The sequence below is a fragment of the Citrobacter sp. CK202 genome (assembly GCF_030333225.1).
Taxonomy (GTDB): domain Bacteria; phylum Pseudomonadota; class Gammaproteobacteria; order Enterobacterales; family Enterobacteriaceae; genus Citrobacter_B; species Citrobacter_B koseri.
In genome coordinates this window covers 147,965-167,600 of sequence record NZ_JAOWGI010000021.1, presented here as the reverse complement: position 1 = coordinate 167,600, position 19,636 = coordinate 147,965, and the positions used below count along the sequence as shown (strand labels likewise).

The window sequence follows — 19,636 nt, the reverse complement described above, 5'->3', positions numbered from 1 at the left end:
ACGTTACATAATCTATTAGCATTATAATACTTGCTTTATTTGATTATTTTTATCCCATTAGTTGTGAATAATCCCGCTCTGCGCGCATACTATAGAAAATTCATCCTGGTTCCATCAGAAGCTATCCCATGAAAGAAGTCGAAAAAAACGAAATTAAACGTCTGAGCGATCGCCTGGACGCCATCCGCCACCAGCAGGCCTCGCTATCCCTTGTCGATGCCGCTGACAAATATGCCGAGCTGGAAAAAGAGAAAGCCACGCTGGAAGCCGAGATCGTGCGCCTGCGTGACGTTCACAGCCAGAAGCTGAGTAAAGAAGCGCAAAAGCTGATGAACCTGCCGTTTCGCCGCGCGATTACCAAAAAAGAACAGGCCGATATGGGCAAGCTGAAGAAAAGCGTGCGCGGTCTGGTTGTCGTCCACCCAATGACGGCGTTAGGCCGTGAAATGGGTCTGAAAGAGATGACCGGTTTCGCAAAAACCGAGTTTTAACCTTCTGCCGGGTACGCGCACGCTTGCCCGGCCCGCCCTTTCCCTCCCCTCCCCCAATTGGCCCAACCAATTATCCCTTAATCCGATCACTGGTTCACAGTTCATTAAAATTCACCTACACTAGCGTTGCCAATAAGCAACATTTAATTAACCATTCATTGTCATTACCCCTACATCCCAATATTGGCAGGGCCACTTTTACACATAATGTGACAAAGAGATGAGCAAAAGACTCATTGCATTATGCGTGTGACCCTCAGGAGACCTGCAATGAATCTCTGGCAACAAAACTACGATCCGGCCGGTAACATCTGGATTTCCAGCCTGATCGCATCGCTTCCGATCCTGTTCTTTTTCTTCGCGCTGATTAAGCTCAAGCTGAAAGGCTATATCGCCGCCTCCTGGACGGTCGCAATCGCGCTGGCTGTCGCGCTGCTGTTTTACAAAATGCCGGTGGATAACGCTCTGGCTGCGGTGGTGTATGGCTTCTTCTATGGTCTGTGGCCGATTGCCTGGATCATTATCGCCGCCGTCTTTGTCTATAAAATCTCTGTCAGAACCGGGCAATTCGATATCATCCGGTCATCAATATTGTCAATCACCCCTGACCAGCGTCTGCAAATGCTGATCGTCGGCTTTTCCTTCGGGGCATTCCTTGAAGGGGCAGCGGGCTTTGGCGCGCCAGTGGCGATTACTGCGGCTCTGCTAGTCGGCCTGGGCTTTAATCCGCTGTATGCGGCGGGTTTGTGCCTGATCGTCAACACCGCGCCGGTCGCGTTTGGCGCGATGGGGATTCCGATTCTGGTGGCCGGTCAGGTCACCGGGCTGGACAGCTTTGAGATCGGCCAGATGGTCGGCCGTCAGTTGCCGTTCCTGACCATTATCGTACTGTTCTGGATTATGGCGATTATGGACGGCTGGCGCGGCGTGAAAGAGACCTGGCCTGCGGTGATGGTGGCGGGTGGTTCATTTGCTATCGCCCAGTACCTCAGCTCTAACTTTATCGGCCCGGAACTGCCGGACATCATCTCGTCGCTGGTCTCGCTGGTCTGTCTGACGCTGTTCCTGAAACGCTGGCAGCCGGTACGTATTTTCCGCTTTGGCGATATGGGCGCTTCACAGGTCGATCAGACGCTGGACCGCACCCATTACACGGTTGGTCAAGTCGTTCGCGCATGGTCGCCGTTCCTGTTCCTGACAGCGACCGTTACCCTCTGGAGCGTTCCGCCGTTTAAAGCGATGTTTGCCCCAGGCGGCGCGCTGTACGACTGGGTGATTAATATTCCGGTTCCGCATCTCGATAAGCTGGTTGCCCGTATGCCGCCAGTGGTGCATGAGGCAACCGCCTACGCTGCGGTCTATAAGTTCGACTGGTTCTCCGCTACCGGTACGGCCATTCTGTTCGCTGCGCTGCTGTCCGTCGTCTGGCTGAAAATGAAACCGTCTGCCGCAATCCAGACATTTGGCAGCACGCTGAAAGAGTTAGCGCTGCCGATTTACTCCATCGGGATGGTGCTGGCATTCGCGTTTATCTCTAACTACTCCGGGCTCTCCTCTACGCTGGCGTTAGCGCTGGCGCATACGGGCAGCGCCTTTACCTTCTTCTCGCCGTTCCTTGGCTGGCTGGGCGTATTCCTGACGGGGTCTGATACCTCATCAAACGCGCTGTTTGCCGCCCTGCAGGCGACGGCCGCCCAGCAAATCGGCGTCTCTGACGTGCTGATGGTGGCGGCGAATACCACCGGCGGCGTAACCGGTAAGATGATCTCTCCGCAGTCTATCGCCATTGCCTGTGCGGCAGTGGGTCTGGTAGGGAAAGAGTCCGACCTGTTCCGCTTTACCGTTAAACACAGCCTGATTTTCACCTGCATGGTGGGTGTGATTACCACACTTCAGGCCTATGTCTTAACCTGGATGATTCCGTGATTGTGATGCCAAAACGCCTGTCAGACGAGGTCGCTTCTCGTGTGCGGGCGCTGATTGAAGAACAACAGCTGGAGGCGGGCATGAAGTTGCCCGCCGAGCGCCAGCTGGCCGTACAACTGGGCGTGTCGCGCAATTCTCTGCGCGAGGCGCTGGCGAAACTGGTCAGTGAAGGCGTGCTGATCAGCCGCCGGGGCGGCGGAACGTTCGTTCGCTGGCAGCATGAAACCTGGTCCGAACAGAATATCGTTCAGCCGTTGAAAACGCTGATGGCGGACGACCCGGACTACAGCTTCGACATTCTGGAAGCCCGCCACGCCATTGAAGCCAGCACCGCGTGGCACGCTGCAATGCGCGCCACACCCGCTGATAAAGAGAAAATTAAGCTCTGCTTTGACGCCACGCTCAGTGAAGACCCGGACCTCGCCTCTCAGGCGGATGTTCGCTTCCATCTCGCGATTGCGGAGGCCTCGCACAACGTCGTGCTGTTGCAGACCATGCGCGGCTTCTTTGATGTCCTGCAATCATCCGTGAAGCAGAGCCGCCAGCGTATGTATCTCGTTCCGCCGGTGTTTTCAAAACTGACGGAACAACATCAGGCGGTGATGGACGCCATTCTGGCCGGTGATGCCGACGGCGCACGTAAAGCCATGATGGCGCACCTCAGTTTCGTCCACACCACCATTAAACGATTTGATGAAGACCAGGCCCGCCAGGCGCGTATTACCCGCCTGCCCGGTGACCATAATGAGATTTCCAGGGAGAACAAAGCATGATCATTTCAGCAGCCAGCGATTATCGCGCCGCAGCCCAACGCATTCTGCCCCCTTTCTTGTTCCACTACATCGACGGCGGCGCCTATGCGGAATACACCCTGCGTCGTAACGTGGAAGACTTGTCAGAGGTGGCGCTCCGCCAGCGCGTGCTGAAGAATATGTCCGACCTGAGCCTGGAAACCACCCTGTTTAACGAAAAGCTGTCGATGCCGGTTGCACTGGCTCCGGTTGGCCTGTGCGGAATGTATGCGCGTCGCGGTGAAGTTCAGGCCGCCGCCGCCGCCGATGCGAAAGGGATTCCGTTTACCCTCTCCACCGTTTCTGTCTGCCCCATCGAGGAAGTCGCGCCGACGATTAAACGCCCGATGTGGTTCCAGCTGTACGTCCTGCGCGATCGCGGTTTTATGCGTAACGCGCTGGAGCGCGCCAAAGCGGCGGGCTGCTCCACGCTGGTCTTTACCGTCGATATGCCAACGCCTGGCGCGCGTTACCGTGACGCCCACTCCGGGATGAGCGGCCCGAATGCCGCCCTGCGCCGCTACTGGCAGGCTGCGACCCATCCGCAATGGGCCTGGGATGTCGGCCTGAACGGTCGTCCGCACGATCTGGGCAATATCTCCGCCTACCTTGGCAAACCGACCGGGCTGGAAGATTACATCGGCTGGCTGGCGAACAACTTCGATCCGTCGATTTCCTGGAAAGACCTGGAGTGGATCCGTGAATTCTGGGACGGCCCAATGGTGATCAAAGGGATCCTCGATCCCGAAGACGCCCGCGACGCGGTACGCTTTGGCGCTGACGGCATCGTGGTCTCTAACCACGGCGGCCGCCAGCTCGACGGCGTACTCTCCTCCGCCCGCGCCCTGCCCGCCATTGCCGACGCGGTGAAAGGCGATATCGCCATTCTGGCGGACAGCGGAATTCGTAATGGTCTGGACGTGGTACGCATGATTGCGCTTGGAGCCGATAGCGTACTGCTTGGCCGTGCGTATCTGTACGCGCTGGCGACGGCGGGTCAGGCTGGCGTGGCGAACCTGCTGGATCTGATCGAAAAAGAGATGAAGGTCGCCATGACGCTGACCGGCGCAAAATCAATCAGCGAGATCAGCCGTGATTCGCTGGTGCAGGAACTCGGTAAGTCTGTTCCGGCTGCGCTGGCGCCACTATCGCAGGGTGATGCGGCGTAGGCTGGATAAGGCGTCAGCCGCCATCCGACAATGTAATGTGCATCAGGGAGCCTGATGGCGCTACGCTTATCAGGCCTACTACAGGGTGAGGGTGAACGTATTTTCTGCTATTCTGCCCCCCGCACTTAAGGGGGCAGTTAAGCATGTTGAATATCGTATTATTCGAACCAGAAATCCCACCAAACACCGGCAATATTATTCGTCTTTGCGCCAATACCGGTTTTCGTCTGCATATTATCGAGCCGATGGGCTTCACATGGGATGATAAACGTCTGCGCCGTGCGGGGCTGGACTATCATGAGTTTGCCGCCGTACAGCGCCATCACGATTACGCCGCCTTTGTCGCCGCCGAAAACCCACAGCGTCTGTTTGCTCTGACCACCAAAGGCACCCCTGCCCATAGCGCGGTGAGCTATCAGGATGGGGACTACCTGATGTTTGGCCCGGAAACGCGCGGTTTACCGGCGACCATTCTCGACGCGCTGCCCGCAGAACAAAAAATTCGTATTCCAATGATGCCGGACAGCCGCAGCATGAACCTGTCGAACGCGGTGTCGGTCGTGGTGTATGAGGCATGGCGCCAGTTGGGGTATCCTGGCGCGGTATTGCGTCGTTGATTTTTGTCGGATGGCGGCTGACGCCTTATCCGACCTACGGATCTGGTAGGCCCGGTAAGCACAGCGCTACCGGGCATAAAGTCAGATGCCGTCGCCGTATTCGAACGTATGGTGAATCCCGTTAAAATGCTGATCCATATCCATTGACGGCTTATCGCTGTCGGGCTTGCCGACAATCCGCGCCGGAACGCCCGCTGCGGTGGTGTGTGGCGGTACAGGCTGCAAGACCACGGAGCCCGCGCCAATCTTCGCGCCGCGCCCCACTTCGATATTGCCAAGGATCTTCGCCCCGGCGCCAATCATCACGCCTTCACGAATTTTGGGATGACGATCGCCGCTGGTTTTCCCGGTCCCGCCAAGCGTGACCGATTGCAGGATCGAGACATCATTTTCGATTACCGCCGTTTCACCGACCACAATCCCCGTCGCGTGATCGAGCATAATGCCGCGTCCAATTTTCGCCGCCGGGTGAATATCGACCTGGAAGGTGACAGAAACCTGATTTTGCAGGAATATCGCCAGCGCGCGGCGGCCTTCATTCCATAACCAGTGGCCGATACGGTAGGCCTGGAGAGCATGGAAGCCTTTCAGATACAGAAGCGGCGTCGAGTATTTGTCTACCGCCGGGTCGCGGGTGCGTACCGCCTGAATATCACAGGCAGCAGAGGCGATCATTTCCGGGTCGGCGGCGTAGGCCTCTTCCACCACTTCACGGATGGCGATGGCAGGCATAATCGGAGATGCGAGTTTGTTCGCCAGCATATAGCTCAGCGCACTGCCCAGGTTTTCATGCTTGAGTAGCGTCGCGTGGTAGAAACTGGCCAGCATCGGCTCACAGTCCGCCAGAGCCCGGGCTTCGGCTTTAATATTGTTCCAGACGATATCCAGTTCTTCACATGACATTGCTGACTCCAGGTATCAGGCTAACGACCGGCCCGTTCTTCGCGGGCCGGGTCATTTAATAAAACAGATCCTTACGGCTAGTGGCGACTACGCTCGTCCTTGCGTGCACGACCTAATAACGTCAATGCTGCCTCGCGCGCGTTTTTTCCGCAATACAATACTTGATAAATTTCCTCGGTTATTGGCATTTCGACACCAAAACGGTGCGCCAACTCACGAACTTCTTTTGTATTACGGTAGCCTTCAACCACCTGACCAATTTTGTCCTGCGCGCCCTGAACATCCATGCCCTGACCGAGCATCATGCCAAAACGGCGGTTACGCGACTGGTTGTCAGTACAGGTCAGAACCAGGTCGCCCAGACCAGCCATTCCCATAAAGGTGGTCGGATCGGCCCCCAGCGCCGCGCCAAGACGCGACATCTCCGTCAGCCCACGCGTGATCAGCGCGGTACGTGCGTTTGCGCCAAAACCGATGCCGTCAGACATGCCTGCGCCAATCGCAATCACATTTTTCACCGCACCGCCCAGCTGCACGCCGATGAAATCGGGGTTGCTGTAGACGCGAAAACTCTTACCGCAGTGCAAAAGTTCCTGCAAATCATCCGCGAAGGTTTCGTCCGTCGACGCCAGAGAAATTGCCGTCGGCAAACCCGCCGCCAGTTCTTTAGCGAACGTCGGGCCGGATATCACCGCCAGCGGGATGTCATCGCCCAACGCTTCACGGGCGACATCCTGCAACAGGCGCCCCGTTTCCGCTTCCAGACCTTTGGTCGCCCAGACCAGGCGCGCATCAGGACGCATCAGCGGTTTAATCTGTCGCAGCACCTCGCCAAAGACATGGCTTGGTACCACCACCAGAATGTTACGGCTGGCCGCCAGCGCGGTGGCTAAGTCGCTTTCAAGGCGTAGCGTATCGGGAAAAGGCACATCAGGGAGGAACGCGACGTTGCAGCGGTCTCGCTCAAGGGTCGCGACATGTTTAGGATCGTGGCCCCACAGGACAACCTGGTGGCCGTTTCTCGCCAGGGTGATGGCAAGAGCGGTGCCGTACGAGCCAGCACCGATCACAGTCATTGAAGCATTACTTTGGTTCATCAGGCATCCTGATGTTCTTCAGTACCTTCGCCAGCCTGCTGCTGTAAATAGTTCATGAACAGCGCATCGAAGTTAACCGGCGCAAGATTCAGTTGCGGGAACGTGCCGCGTGAAACCAGGCTGGTGATGCATTCGCGGGCATACGGGAACAGAATGTTCGGGCAGTATGCACCCAGGCAATGCGCCATCTGAGTTCCTTCAATACCACTGATGGAGAAAATGCCGCCCTGCTGAACTTCGCACAGGAAAGCGGTCTCTTCGCCCAGGGAAGCCGTTACGGTAACACGCAGTACCACTTCGTATACGTCATCTGCCAGTTGAGTAGACGCCGTATCAAGATCAAGTTTAACCTCTGGCTGCCAATCTTTCTGGAAAACATGCGGCGCATTTGGCGCTTCGAAAGACACATCCTTGGTGTAGATACGTTGGATCTGGAAAGCCATTTCGGTGTTATTTTGTTCTGACATGTGTAGAAAACCCTTTAGTGTTGTCCTTAAAATACTTGCGGCATGTTTTAACGCAGCAGGGGATCCAGTCCACCACGCGCATCCAACGCATACAAGTCGTCACAGCCGCCAATGTGCTGTGCATCAATAAAAATCTGCGGAACCGTCGTGCGGCCACTACGCTTGATCATCTCTTCACGTTTTACGGCATCGCCGTCAATCGGAAGTTCCTGGAAACTCACACCCTTACTGCTCAACAGCGCTTTTGCACGATGGCAAAACGGGCAGGTTGCTTTGGTGTAGATCTCGATGTTGGCCATGACTTATCTCCCGTGTTGAGTAACGCGTTATTTCCCGCGCACTAATGGCAGGTTCTCACCGCTCCAGCCCGCAACGCCTTCTTTCAGCACAAAAACTTTCTCAAAGCCCGCTTTGATCAGTGCGTTTGCGGATTCCTGACACTGCATACCGGAACCATCAACCACGATCAGAGGCTTATCTTTGTGCTTTTCAAGCTCGCCAACGTTGTTGGCCTTGATTTCGCTCGGCAGCAGGTTAGTCGCGCCCGCGATATGGCCTTTGCGGAAGTCGTCACGCTGACGTAAATCCACCACAACGGCGTCTTCTTTGTTGATAAGACGCGTCGCTTCGCCGCGAGTAATAACCTTAACTTTAGACATCAGGCCTTTGAAAGTGGTGAACAACACCGCCACCAGTAACGCAATCCAGGCGATACTCAGTATGGGATGGCGGCCAACAAATTGCATAATTTCTTGCATGGGGGGTAACAACTCCCGACTCAGTGATTAAAAAACCAGGAAAGGAGTATACCTGCGCGTTGGCGCAAATACAGCCAGAGCGTGCAATGGATTGCATTTTTGCGGGGCGCTACGGAAAAAAAACGTCGATCCGCGCCGTCCCCGGCTCGCTCTCTGCCCCATTCTTTGATCTTCTGAGGCTATTTTATCGATTCAGCTGTAGTAAAATTACGCAATTATTTTGTCTATTGAGTGTGAGGTTGTCGCAATGTCGGTTTCTAAAAAACCTATGGTACTGGTGATTCTGGATGGCTATGGCTACCGTGAAGACAGCCAGGATAACGCCATTTTGAATGCCAAAACCCCGGTAATGGATGCTCTGTGGGCAAAACGTCCGCATACCCTGATCGACGCTTCCGGTCTGGAAGTGGGTCTGCCGGACCGTCAGATGGGCAACTCCGAAGTGGGTCACGTTAACCTGGGCGCGGGCCGTATCGTGTATCAGGATCTGACGCGCCTGGATGTTGAAATTAAAGAACGTACCTTCTTCGCTAACCCGGTACTGACGGCGGCGGTCGATCAGGCGAAAAATACCGGTAAAGCCGTGCACATTATGGGCCTGCTGTCTGCGGGCGGCGTGCACAGCCACGAAGATCACATCATGGCGATGGTCGAACTGGCCGCAGAACGCGGCGCAGAGAAAATTTATCTGCACGCCTTCCTTGATGGCCGCGATACCCCGCCACGCAGCGCGGAATCCTCGCTGAAAAAATTCGAAGACAAGTTTGCCGCGCTGGGCAAAGGCCGCGTAGCGTCCATTATTGGTCGTTACTATGCAATGGACCGCGACAACCGCTGGGATCGCGTTGAGCAGGCCTATGACCTGATGACGCTGGCGCAGGGGGAGTTCCAGGCCGATACCGCCGTTGCTGGCCTGCTGGCCGCTTACGCGCGTGACGAAAACGACGAATTTGTGAAAGCGACCGTCATTCGCGCGGAAGGTCAGGCCGATGCCGCGATGGAAGACGGCGACACGCTGATTTTCATGAACTTCCGTGCTGACCGCGCCCGCGAAATTACCCGCGCGTTCGTTAATGCTGATTTCGACGGCTTCACCCGTAAGAAAGTGGTTAATCTGAACTTCGTCATGCTGACCGAGTACGCCGCTGATATCAAAACCGCCGTAGCTTACCCACCGGCATCGCTGGCAAACACCTTCGGCGAGTGGATGGCGAAGAACGACAAAACCCAACTGCGCATTTCCGAAACGGAAAAATACGCCCACGTCACCTTCTTCTTCAACGGCGGCGTAGAAGAACCGTTTGCAGGCGAAGAACGCATCCTGATCAACTCGCCTAAAGTGGCGACCTACGATCTACAGCCGGAAATGAGTTCCGCAGAACTGACCGAAAAACTGGTTGCGGCTATCGGGAGCGGCAAGTATGACACCATCATCTGTAACTACCCGAACGGCGATATGGTCGGTCACACTGGCGTGATGGAAGCGGCGGTTAAAGCGGTTGAAGCACTGGATCACTGCGTTGAGCAGGTTGCTAAAGCGGTTGAGTCCGTTGGCGGCCAACTGCTAATCACCGCAGACCACGGCAACGCCGAGCAGATGCGCGATCCATCCACCGGCCAGGCGCACACTGCGCATACCAACCTGCCGGTTCCGCTGATTTATGTCGGCGCGAAAAGCGTAAAAGCGGTCGAAGGCGGCAAACTTTCTGATATCGCACCGACGATGTTGACGCTGATGGGTATGGAAATCCCGAAAGAGATGACTGGTAAGCCGCTGTTCATCGTGGAATAATCCTTCCCCATGAGGGGAAAGGCGTTTAATTCCATTACACGGGTCGTGAAACCACGCAGGTTTTCAGTCAGGCCCATGATTTACGCCAGCGTGTTGAGCGCTGGCGTATTGTTGTGCGCCTTTTCCGCCCATGCGGATGATCGCGATCAGCTCAAATCCATCCAGGCGGATATCGCCGCCAAAGAGCGCGCCGTGCGCCAGCAACAGCAGCAACGTTCCAGTTTGCTCGCACAGCTCAAAACGCAGGAAGAGGCCATCTCCGCCGCCGCGCGTAAACTGCGTGAAACCCAGAATACCCTTGCCCAGTTGAATAAGCAGATCGACGCGATGAACGCGTCTATCGCGAAGCTGGAACAACAAAAAGCCATTCAGGAACGCAGCCTTGCTGCGCAGCTGGATGCGGCGTTTCGCCAGGGCGAGCATACGGGGATTCAGCTCATTCTTAGCGGTGAAGAGAGCCAGCGCGGGCAGCGTTTGCAGGCCTATTTCGGTTATCTGAACCAGGCGCGCCAGGACACCATTGCCGAACTGAAACAGACGCGTGAAGAGGTGGCGTCTCAGAAGGCGGCGCTGGAAGAGAAACAGAGCCAGCAACAGACGCTGCTGTATGAACAACGCGCCCAACAGGCGAAGCTGGAGCAGGCGCGTAATGAGCGTCAGAAAACGATCGCCGGTCTTGAGTCGTCAATCCAGCAGGGGCAACAGCAGTTAAGTGAATTGCGAGCGAACGAATCCCGCCTGCGCAACAGCATCGCGCGCGCAGAGGCGGCCGCCAAAGCCCGGGCGGAGCGAGAAGCCCGCGAAGCGCAGGCGGTGCGCAATCGTCAGCAGGAAGCCACCCGCAAAGGCACAACCTACAAACCAACCGAAAGCGAAAAATCGTTGATGTCCCGTACCGGCGGTCTGGGTTCACCGCGCGGCCAGGCATTCTGGCCTGTTCGCGGCCCAACGCTGCATCGTTATGGCGAACAGCTGCAAGGTGAGCTACGTTGGAAAGGGATGGTTATCGGTGCGTCTGAAGGTACTGAAGTCAAAGCAATTGCGGACGGCAGGGTGATTCTGGCGGACTGGTTGCAGGGCTACGGTCTGGTCGTCGTCGTGGAACACGGTAAAGGCGATATGAGCCTTTACGGGTATAACCAGAGCGCACTGGTCAGCGTTGGCACACAGGTTCGCGCAGGCCAGCCTATTGCGCTTGTAGGCAGCAGCGGCGGTCAGGGCCGACCGTCACTCTATTTCGAAATTCGTCGCCAGGGTCAGGCCGTCAATCCACAGCCGTGGTTGGGAAGATAAGTTTTGCCTCACTTTCGTCGCACAATATTCTCACTCGCCAGCCTGCTGGCATTCGCCGCCCCTGTTTTTGCTGGCAAACTCGCCATCGTAATCGACGATTTTGGTTATCGTCCGCACAATGAAAATCAGGTGCTGGCGATGCCGTCCGCCCTCTCCGTTGCCGTCCTGCCCAATGCCCCACATGCCCGTGAAATGGCAACCAAAGCGCACAACAGCGGGCATGAGGTGCTGATCCATCTGCCGATGGCGCCGCTGAGCAAGCAGCCGCTGGAGAAAGATACGCTGCGCCCGGAGATGAGCAGCGACGAAATTGAACGCATTATTCGCGATGCGGTGAATAAGGTGCCGTATGCCGTGGGTCTCAACAACCACATGGGCAGCGCGATGACCTCCAGCCTGTTTGGCATGCAAAAAGTGATGCAGGCGCTGGAGCGTTATAACCTTTACTTCCTCGACAGCATGACCATTGGCAACAGCCAGGCGATGCGTGCCGCCTCCGGGACGGGCGTGAAGGTGATTAAGCGCAAAGTGTTCCTTGATGATACGCAGAACGAAGCGGATATTCGTCGCCAGTTTAATCGCGCCATTGAGTTAGCCCGTCGCAACGGGTCCGCTATCGCGATTGGGCACCCGCATCCATCAACGGTGCGAGTCCTTCAGCAGATGGTCTATAACCTGCCTGCGGATATTACGCTGGTGCGTCCGAGCAGCCTGCTCAACGAGCCGCAGACAGATACCTCTACGCCAAATCTGACGCCACCGAAAAACGGTACGCCGGATGCACCGCGAAATCCGTTCCGCGGCGTGAAGGTGTGTAAATCGAAGAAACCGTTAGAACCTGTCTACGCCAGCCGGTTCTTTAGCGTGTTAAGCGAAAGCATTACGCAGAGCACGATGGTGAACTACTTCCGGCATCAGTGGCAAGGCTGGGGCAAGATCGCTGCCCCCCAGAACGCTAACGCGGATTAATCGCTTTACGGGCAACGCGGTGGTGCGAGGCCGTTTTATCACGCCACCGGTATAACCGACCCGACCACAACAGCGCCTGATAAGCCGCCTTCGCGCTTCGTATGTTAAGCATCATGCGCTTATACATGCCGGAGGCAAATATTTCGGCGATCATCCGCTGGCGAATAAGCGTGTCCTGCTCCTTACGCACCGCATGACACACCCGCAGCGCTTCCCAGGTAATTTGTTGCTTAAATTCAGGATAGACGGGAATGCGATCCGCATAATCACTATTCAACTTTTCTAATAAACGCGTGATTTTAATGTAGTGTCGCTGGTAATGCAGATTACGCTCACCTTGTCGTTTCAGGCGGCTAACAGACTGATCGTGAAGAAAATATTTATACAACGCCTGTTCGGTATAGCGTACGCGCGTGGCATTGAACATCACTTCTGTGGTCCACAGAATATCCTGATGATGTAATCCTGGAACAAAGCTAATCGCGTGTTTTTCAATAAGGGCGCGCCGATAAACGCCCATCCAGACAACATGCGTCCAGCGGCGTGAAGCCAGCCCCATACGCAGCCAGTCCGGGCCGGTTAATACCCCTGTCGACCGAATGCGATCCGTGGGGATGGATGGCCAGGTATGCCCCGTCTCAAGAATGCACCAGTCTGCATTACACTGCGCCACATCCAGGTCATCCTGTAGCGCCATGGTCATCAGCGTTTCATACATGTTCGGATACACCAAATCATCGGCATCGACAAAAGCAACGTAGTCGCCGGTCGCCGCAGCCAACCCCCGGTTGCGGGCCACGGACGCGCCTGCATTATCCTGATGCAACAGGTGAACATGTGAATGGGTATCGGCAAAATGCCTTGCGATATCAACGGAGTTGTCGGTAGACCCGTCGTTAACAATGATGATCTCCAGCGCATTCCATGTTTGTGCAATCAAAGATTCCATGCATGCCTGGAAGCTATTACCCGCATTGTATAACGGAATAATAACACTCAGTGTACTTGTGCTGCTTTTCATAGAATGGCCCGTCAGTCTTTAATACATTGGCCTTTTCTACCGTGCTTTCATTAAGAAATTATTAAGTCCAGTGGAGATAATGGTTAAGGCGCACAAAACACCCTACAGATGAGAAGCCTCACCATGTATACTACGCCTTTGTATTATACGTATTTAGAATACTTATCTTGAGGGAAGTGATGACCATCAGTAAGACACATGAAAAGGGCTATACGGTCTATTACAAAGAGGAAAATAAAGACCTTAAGTCCCTGATGGATAAGTATATGAATAACGAAATCAGTGGCAAACCGCTGAACAGCGGCAACGAATTCCGCAGCGTAGAACTTGTTGAATACCAGTCACGGAAGTTCATCATCAAAAACGATCGCGAAATAGACCCACGATTTGAGAAAAAGATTCAGAATTTTCTCTCCGGGCCTTTTTATTCTCAGCTGATCCAAAAACTGGACAGCCTGGCGCCACAAGTGCGTGCCTGTACCGCCGATCTCTACTGTGTGGCCGAGAAAACACGTTTTCGCCAGTGCTATGATGTGTATACCCTTCATGAATATATTGAAGGGGAGCCATTAAATGATATTAATGAAAGCAATAAAGAAGATATTAAGGCGTGTATTCAGCAACTGCACCGGGCAGGTCTGGCCTCCAATGATATTCATGCCGGAAACTTTATCCGCACACCTTCCGGGGAATTGCGCATCATCGATTTATCCTGCAAAGGAAGTCTGAAAATTTGCCAGGCAAATGATATTTTAGTATTACAAAATAAATACCATATGAATATTGAAGGTCAGGGTCTGGTTTATAAGCTTATTCAGCTTAAAGAGAAATTCAGACGCTTATCCCGCAAGATGCGCGGAAAATAAAAACGCCATTTTACGGCCAGGTTCGGGAAAACCTGGCCGCCAGCAGGATGCTATCAGTCCCAGCTCAGAATCACTTTTCCTGACTGGCCTGAACGCATCGCATCAAAGCCTTTCTGGAACTCATCGATGGAGAAACGGTGGGTGATGATCGGAGACAGATCCAGACCAGACTGAATCAGCGCCGCCATCTTATACCAGGTTTCAAACATCTCACGACCGTAAATACCTTTAATAAACAGCCCCTTGAAGATCACCTTCGTCCAGTCGATAGACATATCCGAAGGCGGAATCCCCAGCATCGCGATACGACCGCCGTGGTTCATGGTATCCAGCATGGCGCGAAACGCAGGCGGCGCACCGGACATCTCCAGGCCGACATCAAACCCTTCAGTCATGCCCAGATTAGCCATCACGTCGGTCAGGTTCTCTTTCGCAACGTTCACCGTGTGGATGATGCCCATTTTACGCGCCAGTTCCAGACGGTACTCATTCACATCCGTGATCACGACATGACGCGCGCCCACATGTTTCGCTACCGCCGCCGCCATGATGCCGATCGGGCCGGCACCGGAAACCAGCACATCTTCACCGACCAGATCGAACGACAGCGCCGTGTGTACGGCATTGCCGAAGGGGTCGAAGATAGAGGCTAAATCATCGGAGATGTTATCCGGGATCTTAAAGGCGTTAAACGCCGGAAGTACCAGATATTCCGCAAAACAACCGGGACGGTTAACACCGACACCCAGAGTATTGCGGCACAAATGCGTACGGCCACCGCGACAGTTACGACAATGGCCGCAGGTAATATGGCCTTCGCCGGAAACGCGATCGCCAATCCTGAAGCCTTTAACTTCCTGACCGATACCGACCACCTCGCCGACATATTCATGCCCTACCACCATCGGAACTGGGATGGTTTTTTGCGACCATTCATCCCAGTTATAGATGTGAACGTCAGTGCCGCAGATGGCTGTTTTACGGATTTTAATCAGCAGATCGTTATGCCCGACTTCCGGTACCGGAACGTCAGTCATCCAGATGCCCTCTTCCGCTTTCAGTTTGGATAACGCTTTCATCTCACATCCTCAGGCAATAACGCCCAGTTGTTTACCAATACGTGTGAACGCCTCAACCGCACGCGTGATTTGCTCAGGGGTATGCGCCGCAGACATCTGGGTACGAATACGCGCCTGACCTTTCGGAACAACCGGATAGAAGAATCCGGTCACGTAAATCCCCTCTTTTTGCAGTTCGCGGGCAAATTGCTGCGCAACCACCGCATCACCCAGCATCACTGGAATAATAGCGTGATCGGCGCCAGCCAGCGTGAAGCCCGCAGCGGACATTTGCTCACGGAACTGACGCGCATTCGCCCACAGGCGATCGCGCAGTTCGCTCCCCGCCTCAACCATCTCCAGCACTTTAAGGGAGGCCGCCACAATGGCAGGCGCCAGGGAGTTAGAGAACAGATACGGACGGGAACGCTGACGCAGCCACTCCACCACCTCTTTACGCGCCGCCGTATAACCGCCAGATGCCCCACCCAGCGCTTTGCCTAACGTACCGGTAATGATGTCCACGCGTCCCATTACGTCACAGTATTCGTGAGAACCGCGACCGTTCTCCCCGACAAAACCGACAGCATGGGAGTCATCAACCATCACCAGCGCGCCGTAAATGTCTGCCAGGTCACAGACGCCTTTCAGGTTGGCGATAACGCCGTCCATCGAGAACACGCCGTCGGTGGCGATCAGCACATGACGAGCGCCAGCTTCACGGGCCTCTTTCAGACGCGCTTCCAGCTCCTGCATATCGTTGTTGGCATAACGAAAACGCTTCGCTTTACACAGGCGAACGCCATCAATAATCGAGGCGTGGTTTAACGCATCCGAGATAATCGCATCTTCTGCGCCCAGCAGGGTTTCGAACAAGCCGCCGTTGGCGTCGAAGCAGGAAGAGTACAGAATAGCGTCTTCCATACCGAGGAAGTCCGCCAGTTTTTGCTCCAGCTGTTTATGGCTGTCCTGAGTGCCGCAGATAAAGCGCACTGAAGCCATGCCAAACCCGTGAGAATCCATTCCCGCTTTTGCTGCCGCAATCAGTTCGGGATGGTTAGCCAGCCCCAGATAGTTGTTGGCGCAAAAGTTGATGACGTGGCTTCCGTCTGCCACGGTGATGTCCGCCTGCTGCGCAGACGTGATAATGCGCTCTTCTTTAAACAATCCTTCCGCACGGGCGGTTTCCAGATCGTTGGTTAACTGCTTATAAAAATCCCCACGCATTGCGATTCTCCAGACTGGGCAAATTTCAGCACATATTACCCAAAGCTATACATTGATACGAGATGACGCATCATCACTTCTTGAAAATGCAGCATAAATCACGCGTACCCGCACAGCTTATCGGTGAATGGCTGAAGCCTGGGCCGTGTAGTGATATGATAAGAAGTATTCGTGTCTGAGATTGTCTCTGACTCCATAATTCGAAGGTTACAGTTATGATCATCGTTACCGGCGGCGCGGGCTTTATCGGCAGCAACATCGTTAAGTCCCTGAATGATAAAGGCATCACCGATATCCTGGTGGTGGACAACCTGAAAGACGGCACCAAGTTCGTCAACCTGGTGGACCTGAATATTGCTGACTATATGGATAAGGAAGACTTCCTGATCCAGATTATGGCCGGAGAAGAGTTCGGCGATATCGAAGCGGTTTTCCACGAAGGCGCCTGCTCTTCCACCACCGAGTGGGACGGCAAGTATATGATGGACAACAACTATCAATACTCCAAAGAGCTGCTGCACTACTGCCTGGAACGTGACATTCCGTTCCTGTATGCCTCCTCTGCGGCAACTTACGGCGGTCGCACCTCTGACTTCATTGAGTCTCGGGAATATGAGAAACCGCTAAACGTTTACGGCTACTCTAAATTCCTGTTCGACGAGTATGTGCGCCAGATCCTGCCTGAAGCCAGCTCGCAGATTGTGGGTTTCCGCTATTTCAACGTTTACGGACCGCGTGAAGGCCATAAAGGCAGCATGGCGAGCGTCGCTTTCCATCTGAATACTCAGCTCAACAACGGTGAAACGCCGAAACTGTTTGAAGGCAGCGAAAACTTCAAACGTGATTTTGTCTACGTCGGCGACGTGGCTGATGTAAACCTGTGGTTCTGGGAAAACGGCGTGTCCGGCATCTTTAACCTGGGCACCGGGCGCGCGGAATCCTTCCAGGCCGTGGCGGATGCCGCGCTGGCTTATCACAAGAAAAGCGATCTTGAGTACATTCCGTTCCCGGAAAAACTGAAAGGCCGTTACCAGGCGTTCACGCAGGCGGATCTGACCAATCTGCGCGCCGCAGGCTATGACAAACCGTTCAAGACCGTTGCCGAAGGCGTAACGGAGTATATGGCCTGGCTGAATCGCGACGCGTAAGAAGAAACATGAAAATACTGGTGATTGGTCCGTCCTGGGTAGGCGACATGATGATGTCGCAAAGTCTCTATCGCACGCTCAAGGCGCGCTATCCCCAGGCGATAATCGACGTGATGGCGCCCGCGTGGTGCCGCCCGTTATTGTCGCGTATGCCGGAGGTCAACGACGCGATCCCCATGCCGCTTGGCCACGGGGCGCTGGAAATTGGCGAGCGGCGCAAGCTCGGTCATCGTCTGCGTGAAAAGCGCTATGACCGCGCCTATGTTTTGCCGAATTCGTTTAAATCCGCGCTCGTTCCTTTTTTTGCCGGCATCCCGCATCGCACCGGCTGGCGCGGCGAGATGCGCTACGGCCTGCTCAACGACGCGCGCGTGTTAGATAAAGAGGCCTGGCCATTAATGGTGGAACGCTATGTGGCGCTGGCCTACGACAAAGGCGTTATGCGTACTGCCCAGGATCTGCCGCAGCCTCTGTTATGGCCGCAGCTACAGGTGAGCGAGGGCGAAAAGTCCCTCATCTGCAACGAATTTTCTCTTTCCGCTGAACGTCCGATGATTGGTTTTTGCCCCGGCGCGGAATTTGGCCCGGCGAAACGCTGGCCGCATTATCACTATGCGGAACTGGCAAAGCAGCTCATCGATGAAGGCCACCAGATCGTCTTGTTTGGCTCAGCAAAAGATCATGACGCCGGAAATGAAATTCTGGCTACACTGAATACTGAGCAGCAGGCCTGGTGCCGCAATCTGGCGGGAGAAACGCAGTTGGAACAAGCTGTTATCCTTTTATCCGCCTGCAAAGCAGTTGTCACGAATGACTCTGGTTTAATGCATGTCGCCGCTGCGCTGAACCGTCCGCTGGTCGCGCTGTACGGCCCCAGCAGCCCGGACTTTACTCCCCCACTTTCGCATAAAGCGCGGGTTATCCGTCTGATTACGGGTTATCACAAGGTGCGCAAAGGGGATGCTGCGGAGGGGTATCATCAGAGCCTGATTGACATCACGCCGACGCGTGTCCTGGAAGAACTCAATAGTCTGTTATTACAAGAGGAAGCCTGACGGATGCGGGTTCTGATAGTCAAAACATCATCAATGGGGGATGTGTTACACACATTGCCCGCACTGACTGACGCACAGCAAGTCATCCCGGGTATTCAGTTTGATTGGGTGGTAGAAGAAGGATTCGCGCAAATTCCATCCTGGCACGATGCTGTCGATCGCGTGATTCCCGTCGCTATTCGCCGTTGGCGTAAGGCCTGGTTTTCCGCGCCCATCAAAGCTGAACGTAAAGCCTTTCGCGATGCCGTACAGGCACAGCAATACGATGCGATTATTGATGCCCAGGGGCTGGTAAAAAGCGCGGCGCTGGTCACAAGACTGGGACGCGGCATAAAGCACGGCATGGACTGGAGTACGGCCCGGGAGCCCCTGGCCAGCCTGTTTTACAACCGAAAGCATCACATCGCTAAAGCGCAGCATGCCGTTGAACGCACCCGCGAGCTGTTCGCTAAAAGCCTGGGGTACAGCAAGCCACAGTCCCAGGGCGATTATGCGATTGCGCAACATTTCCTGAGCAATCTGAATGCAGACGCAGGGCAATATGCGGTATTTTTACACGCGACCACCCGAGACGATAAGCACTGGCCGGAAGCAAACTGGCGAGATCTGATCGGCCAACTGCGTGATGCGGGTGTACGCATTAAGCTGCCCTGGGGTGCGCCCCATGAAGAAGCACGGGCAAAAAGATTAGCGGAAGGATTTGATTATGTGGATGTTTTACCACGAATGAGTCTGGAAGAGGTCGCACGCGAGTTGGCGGGGGCAAAATTTGTAGTGTCCGTTGATACCGGGCTTAGCCATTTAACCGCCGCCCTTGATCGACCTAATATCACGCTGTATGGCCCGACCGATCCGGGACTGATTGGGGGATATGGGAAGAATCAGTGCGCGCAAAAGAGTCATTCAGGGAAGATGTCAACTCTGAGTGCGGATGCCGTCAAAGTATCATTGCTTGATTTTAATTTGCTATAACTTTTAAAGAGATTAA

The 19,636-nt window shown here is 54.7% G+C and carries 20 protein-coding genes; 12 read left to right on the top strand and 8 right to left on the bottom strand.

What is annotated here, in order from left to right:
* Positions 1–128 precede the first annotated feature (128 nt).
* The 5 genes from OGX84_RS06520 (at position 129) to trmL (ending at position 4,994) form a co-directional block, all read left to right on the top strand.
* Entirely contained in the window at positions 129–491 is a 363-nt protein-coding gene (locus tag OGX84_RS06520; RefSeq protein WP_012135739.1) for a YibL family ribosome-associated protein, read from the top strand.
* 270 nt (positions 492–761) lie between these two features.
* A complete protein-coding gene (gene lldP / locus OGX84_RS06515; protein ID WP_012135740.1) occupies positions 762–2,417 on the top strand; it encodes an L-lactate permease in 1,656 nt (551 codons plus the stop codon).
* Complete coding sequence (lldR, locus tag OGX84_RS06510) at positions 2,414–3,190, top strand: transcriptional regulator LldR (protein ID WP_012135741.1); 777 nt, start codon at positions 2,414–2,416, stop codon at positions 3,188–3,190. The genes lldP and lldR overlap by 4 nt, the downstream gene beginning before the upstream one ends.
* Positions 3,187–4,377 carry a quinone-dependent L-lactate dehydrogenase gene (lldD, locus tag OGX84_RS06505; RefSeq protein ID WP_047460285.1) on the top strand — a complete coding sequence of 397 codons (1,191 nt, stop codon included), beginning with the start codon at positions 3,187–3,189 and terminating at the stop codon, positions 4,375–4,377. Before lldR ends, lldD begins: the two co-directional genes overlap by 4 nt.
* A gap of 143 nt (positions 4,378–4,520) precedes the next feature.
* Positions 4,521–4,994 carry a tRNA (uridine(34)/cytosine(34)/5-carboxymethylaminomethyluridine(34)-2'-O)-methyltransferase TrmL gene (gene trmL / locus OGX84_RS06500; RefSeq protein WP_012135744.1) on the top strand — a complete coding sequence of 158 codons (474 nt, stop codon included), beginning with the start codon at positions 4,521–4,523 and terminating at the stop codon, positions 4,992–4,994.
* 81 nt (positions 4,995–5,075) lie between these two features.
* On the opposite strand, the gene cysE is transcribed toward trmL, so the two are convergent.
* The 5 genes from cysE to OGX84_RS06475 all read right to left on the bottom strand — a co-directional run bounded on the left by cysE (position 5,076) and on the right by OGX84_RS06475 (position 8,219).
* Entirely contained in the window at positions 5,076–5,897 is an 822-nt protein-coding gene (gene cysE, locus OGX84_RS06495; protein ID WP_012135745.1) for a serine O-acetyltransferase, read from the bottom strand.
* Between the two features lie 77 nt (positions 5,898–5,974).
* The gene (gpsA, locus tag OGX84_RS06490) at positions 5,975–6,994 is read right to left on the bottom strand and encodes an NAD(P)H-dependent glycerol-3-phosphate dehydrogenase (protein WP_101744172.1); all 1,020 of its coding nucleotides are present in this window, start codon (positions 6,992–6,994) and stop codon (positions 5,975–5,977) included.
* Complete coding sequence (secB, locus tag OGX84_RS06485) at positions 6,994–7,461, bottom strand: protein-export chaperone SecB (protein WP_003024155.1); 468 nt, start codon at positions 7,459–7,461, stop codon at positions 6,994–6,996. Before secB ends, gpsA begins: the two co-directional genes overlap by 1 nt.
* 47 nt (positions 7,462–7,508) lie before the next feature.
* Positions 7,509–7,760 (bottom strand): glutaredoxin 3, encoded by a 252-nt coding sequence (gene grxC, locus OGX84_RS06480; protein WP_047358806.1) that lies wholly within the window; start codon positions 7,758–7,760, stop codon positions 7,509–7,511.
* 27 nt (positions 7,761–7,787) lie between these two features.
* Complete coding sequence (locus tag OGX84_RS06475) at positions 7,788–8,219, bottom strand: rhodanese-like domain-containing protein (protein ID WP_012135748.1); 432 nt, start codon at positions 8,217–8,219, stop codon at positions 7,788–7,790.
* Between the two features lie 247 nt (positions 8,220–8,466).
* Here OGX84_RS06475 and gpmM point away from each other — a divergent pair, with 247 nt between their 5' ends.
* Genes gpmM through OGX84_RS06460 form a run of 3 tightly spaced genes read left to right on the top strand, consistent with a single transcriptional unit; the run spans position 8,467 to position 12,273 of the window.
* Positions 8,467–10,011 (top strand): 2,3-bisphosphoglycerate-independent phosphoglycerate mutase, encoded by a 1,545-nt coding sequence (gpmM, locus tag OGX84_RS06470; protein ID WP_115608707.1) that lies wholly within the window; start codon positions 8,467–8,469, stop codon positions 10,009–10,011.
* Between the two features lie 33 nt (positions 10,012–10,044).
* Complete coding sequence (gene envC, locus OGX84_RS06465; protein WP_230032335.1) at positions 10,045–11,304, top strand: murein hydrolase activator EnvC; 1,260 nt, start codon at positions 10,045–10,047, stop codon at positions 11,302–11,304.
* A 3-nt stretch (positions 11,305–11,307) separates the two neighbouring features.
* Positions 11,308–12,273: a divergent polysaccharide deacetylase family protein gene (locus OGX84_RS06460; RefSeq protein ID WP_200024271.1), complete on the top strand. Its 966-nt coding sequence runs from the start codon at positions 11,308–11,310 to the stop codon at positions 12,271–12,273.
* Here the strand turns inward: OGX84_RS06460 and OGX84_RS06455 are convergent.
* The gene (locus OGX84_RS06455) at positions 12,260–13,294 is read right to left on the bottom strand and encodes a glycosyltransferase (protein ID WP_114848115.1); all 1,035 of its coding nucleotides are present in this window, start codon (positions 13,292–13,294) and stop codon (positions 12,260–12,262) included. The genes OGX84_RS06460 and OGX84_RS06455 overlap by 14 nt on opposite strands.
* A gap of 179 nt (positions 13,295–13,473) precedes the next feature.
* Here OGX84_RS06455 and rfaY point away from each other — a divergent pair, with 179 nt between their 5' ends.
* Positions 13,474–14,160 carry a lipopolysaccharide core heptose(II) kinase RfaY gene (gene rfaY, locus OGX84_RS06450; protein ID WP_110493650.1) on the top strand — a complete coding sequence of 229 codons (687 nt, stop codon included), beginning with the start codon at positions 13,474–13,476 and terminating at the stop codon, positions 14,158–14,160.
* Positions 14,161–14,213: 53 nt separating this feature from the next.
* Here the strand turns inward: rfaY and tdh are convergent, their stop codons facing one another.
* A complete protein-coding gene (gene tdh / locus OGX84_RS06445; RefSeq protein ID WP_012135756.1) occupies positions 14,214–15,239 on the bottom strand; it encodes an L-threonine 3-dehydrogenase in 1,026 nt (341 codons plus the stop codon).
* 9 nt (positions 15,240–15,248) lie between these two features.
* Positions 15,249–16,445, bottom strand: a complete 1,197-nt coding sequence (gene kbl / locus OGX84_RS06440; protein WP_012135757.1) for a glycine C-acetyltransferase — start codon at positions 16,443–16,445, stop codon at positions 15,249–15,251.
* A 215-nt stretch (positions 16,446–16,660) separates the two neighbouring features.
* Here kbl and rfaD point away from each other — a divergent pair, with 215 nt between their 5' ends.
* The 3 genes from rfaD to rfaC are packed head-to-tail and all read left to right on the top strand — an operon-like array spanning position 16,661 to position 19,620.
* A complete protein-coding gene (rfaD, locus tag OGX84_RS06435; RefSeq protein ID WP_012135758.1) occupies positions 16,661–17,593 on the top strand; it encodes an ADP-glyceromanno-heptose 6-epimerase in 933 nt (310 codons plus the stop codon).
* An 8-nt stretch (positions 17,594–17,601) separates the two neighbouring features.
* A complete protein-coding gene (gene rfaF / locus OGX84_RS06430; protein WP_058668282.1) occupies positions 17,602–18,648 on the top strand; it encodes an ADP-heptose--LPS heptosyltransferase RfaF in 1,047 nt (348 codons plus the stop codon).
* Between the two features lie 3 nt (positions 18,649–18,651).
* Positions 18,652–19,620, top strand: coding sequence for a lipopolysaccharide heptosyltransferase RfaC (gene rfaC / locus OGX84_RS06425; protein ID WP_275165897.1), 969 nt, complete (start codon positions 18,652–18,654; stop codon positions 19,618–19,620).
* Positions 19,621–19,636 lie beyond the last annotated feature (16 nt).

Bases quoted from the DNA above. Each gene is read 5' to 3' on its own strand.
- OGX84_RS06520 (WP_012135739.1), top strand. From the start codon at position 129: ATGAAAGAAGTCGAAAAAAACGAAATTAAACGTCTGAGCGATCGCCTG.
- lldP (WP_012135740.1), top strand. From the start codon at position 762: ATGAATCTCTGGCAACAAAACTACGATCCGGCCGGTAACATCTGGATT.
- lldD (WP_047460285.1), top strand. From the start codon at position 3,187: ATGATCATTTCAGCAGCCAGCGATTATCGCGCCGCAGCCCAACGCATT.
- trmL (WP_012135744.1), top strand. From the start codon at position 4,521: ATGTTGAATATCGTATTATTCGAACCAGAAATCCCACCAAACACCGGC.
- cysE (WP_012135745.1), bottom strand. From the start codon at position 5,897: ATGTCATGTGAAGAACTGGATATCGTCTGGAACAATATTAAAGCCGAA.
- gpsA (WP_101744172.1), bottom strand. From the start codon at position 6,994: ATGAACCAAAGTAATGCTTCAATGACTGTGATCGGTGCTGGCTCGTAC.
- secB (WP_003024155.1), bottom strand. From the start codon at position 7,461: ATGTCAGAACAAAATAACACCGAAATGGCTTTCCAGATCCAACGTATC.
- grxC (WP_047358806.1), bottom strand. From the start codon at position 7,760: ATGGCCAACATCGAGATCTACACCAAAGCAACCTGCCCGTTTTGCCAT.
- OGX84_RS06475 (WP_012135748.1), bottom strand. From the start codon at position 8,219: ATGCAAGAAATTATGCAATTTGTTGGCCGCCATCCCATACTGAGTATC.
- gpmM (WP_115608707.1), top strand. From the start codon at position 8,467: ATGTCGGTTTCTAAAAAACCTATGGTACTGGTGATTCTGGATGGCTAT.
- OGX84_RS06455 (WP_114848115.1), bottom strand. From the start codon at position 13,294: ATGAAAAGCAGCACAAGTACACTGAGTGTTATTATTCCGTTATACAAT.
- rfaY (WP_110493650.1), top strand. From the start codon at position 13,474: ATGACCATCAGTAAGACACATGAAAAGGGCTATACGGTCTATTACAAA.
- tdh (WP_012135756.1), bottom strand. From the start codon at position 15,239: ATGAAAGCGTTATCCAAACTGAAAGCGGAAGAGGGCATCTGGATGACT.
- kbl (WP_012135757.1), bottom strand. From the start codon at position 16,445: ATGCGTGGGGATTTTTATAAGCAGTTAACCAACGATCTGGAAACCGCC.
- rfaD (WP_012135758.1), top strand. From the start codon at position 16,661: ATGATCATCGTTACCGGCGGCGCGGGCTTTATCGGCAGCAACATCGTT.
- rfaF (WP_058668282.1), top strand. From the start codon at position 17,602: ATGAAAATACTGGTGATTGGTCCGTCCTGGGTAGGCGACATGATGATG.
- rfaC (WP_275165897.1), top strand. From the start codon at position 18,652: ATGCGGGTTCTGATAGTCAAAACATCATCAATGGGGGATGTGTTACAC.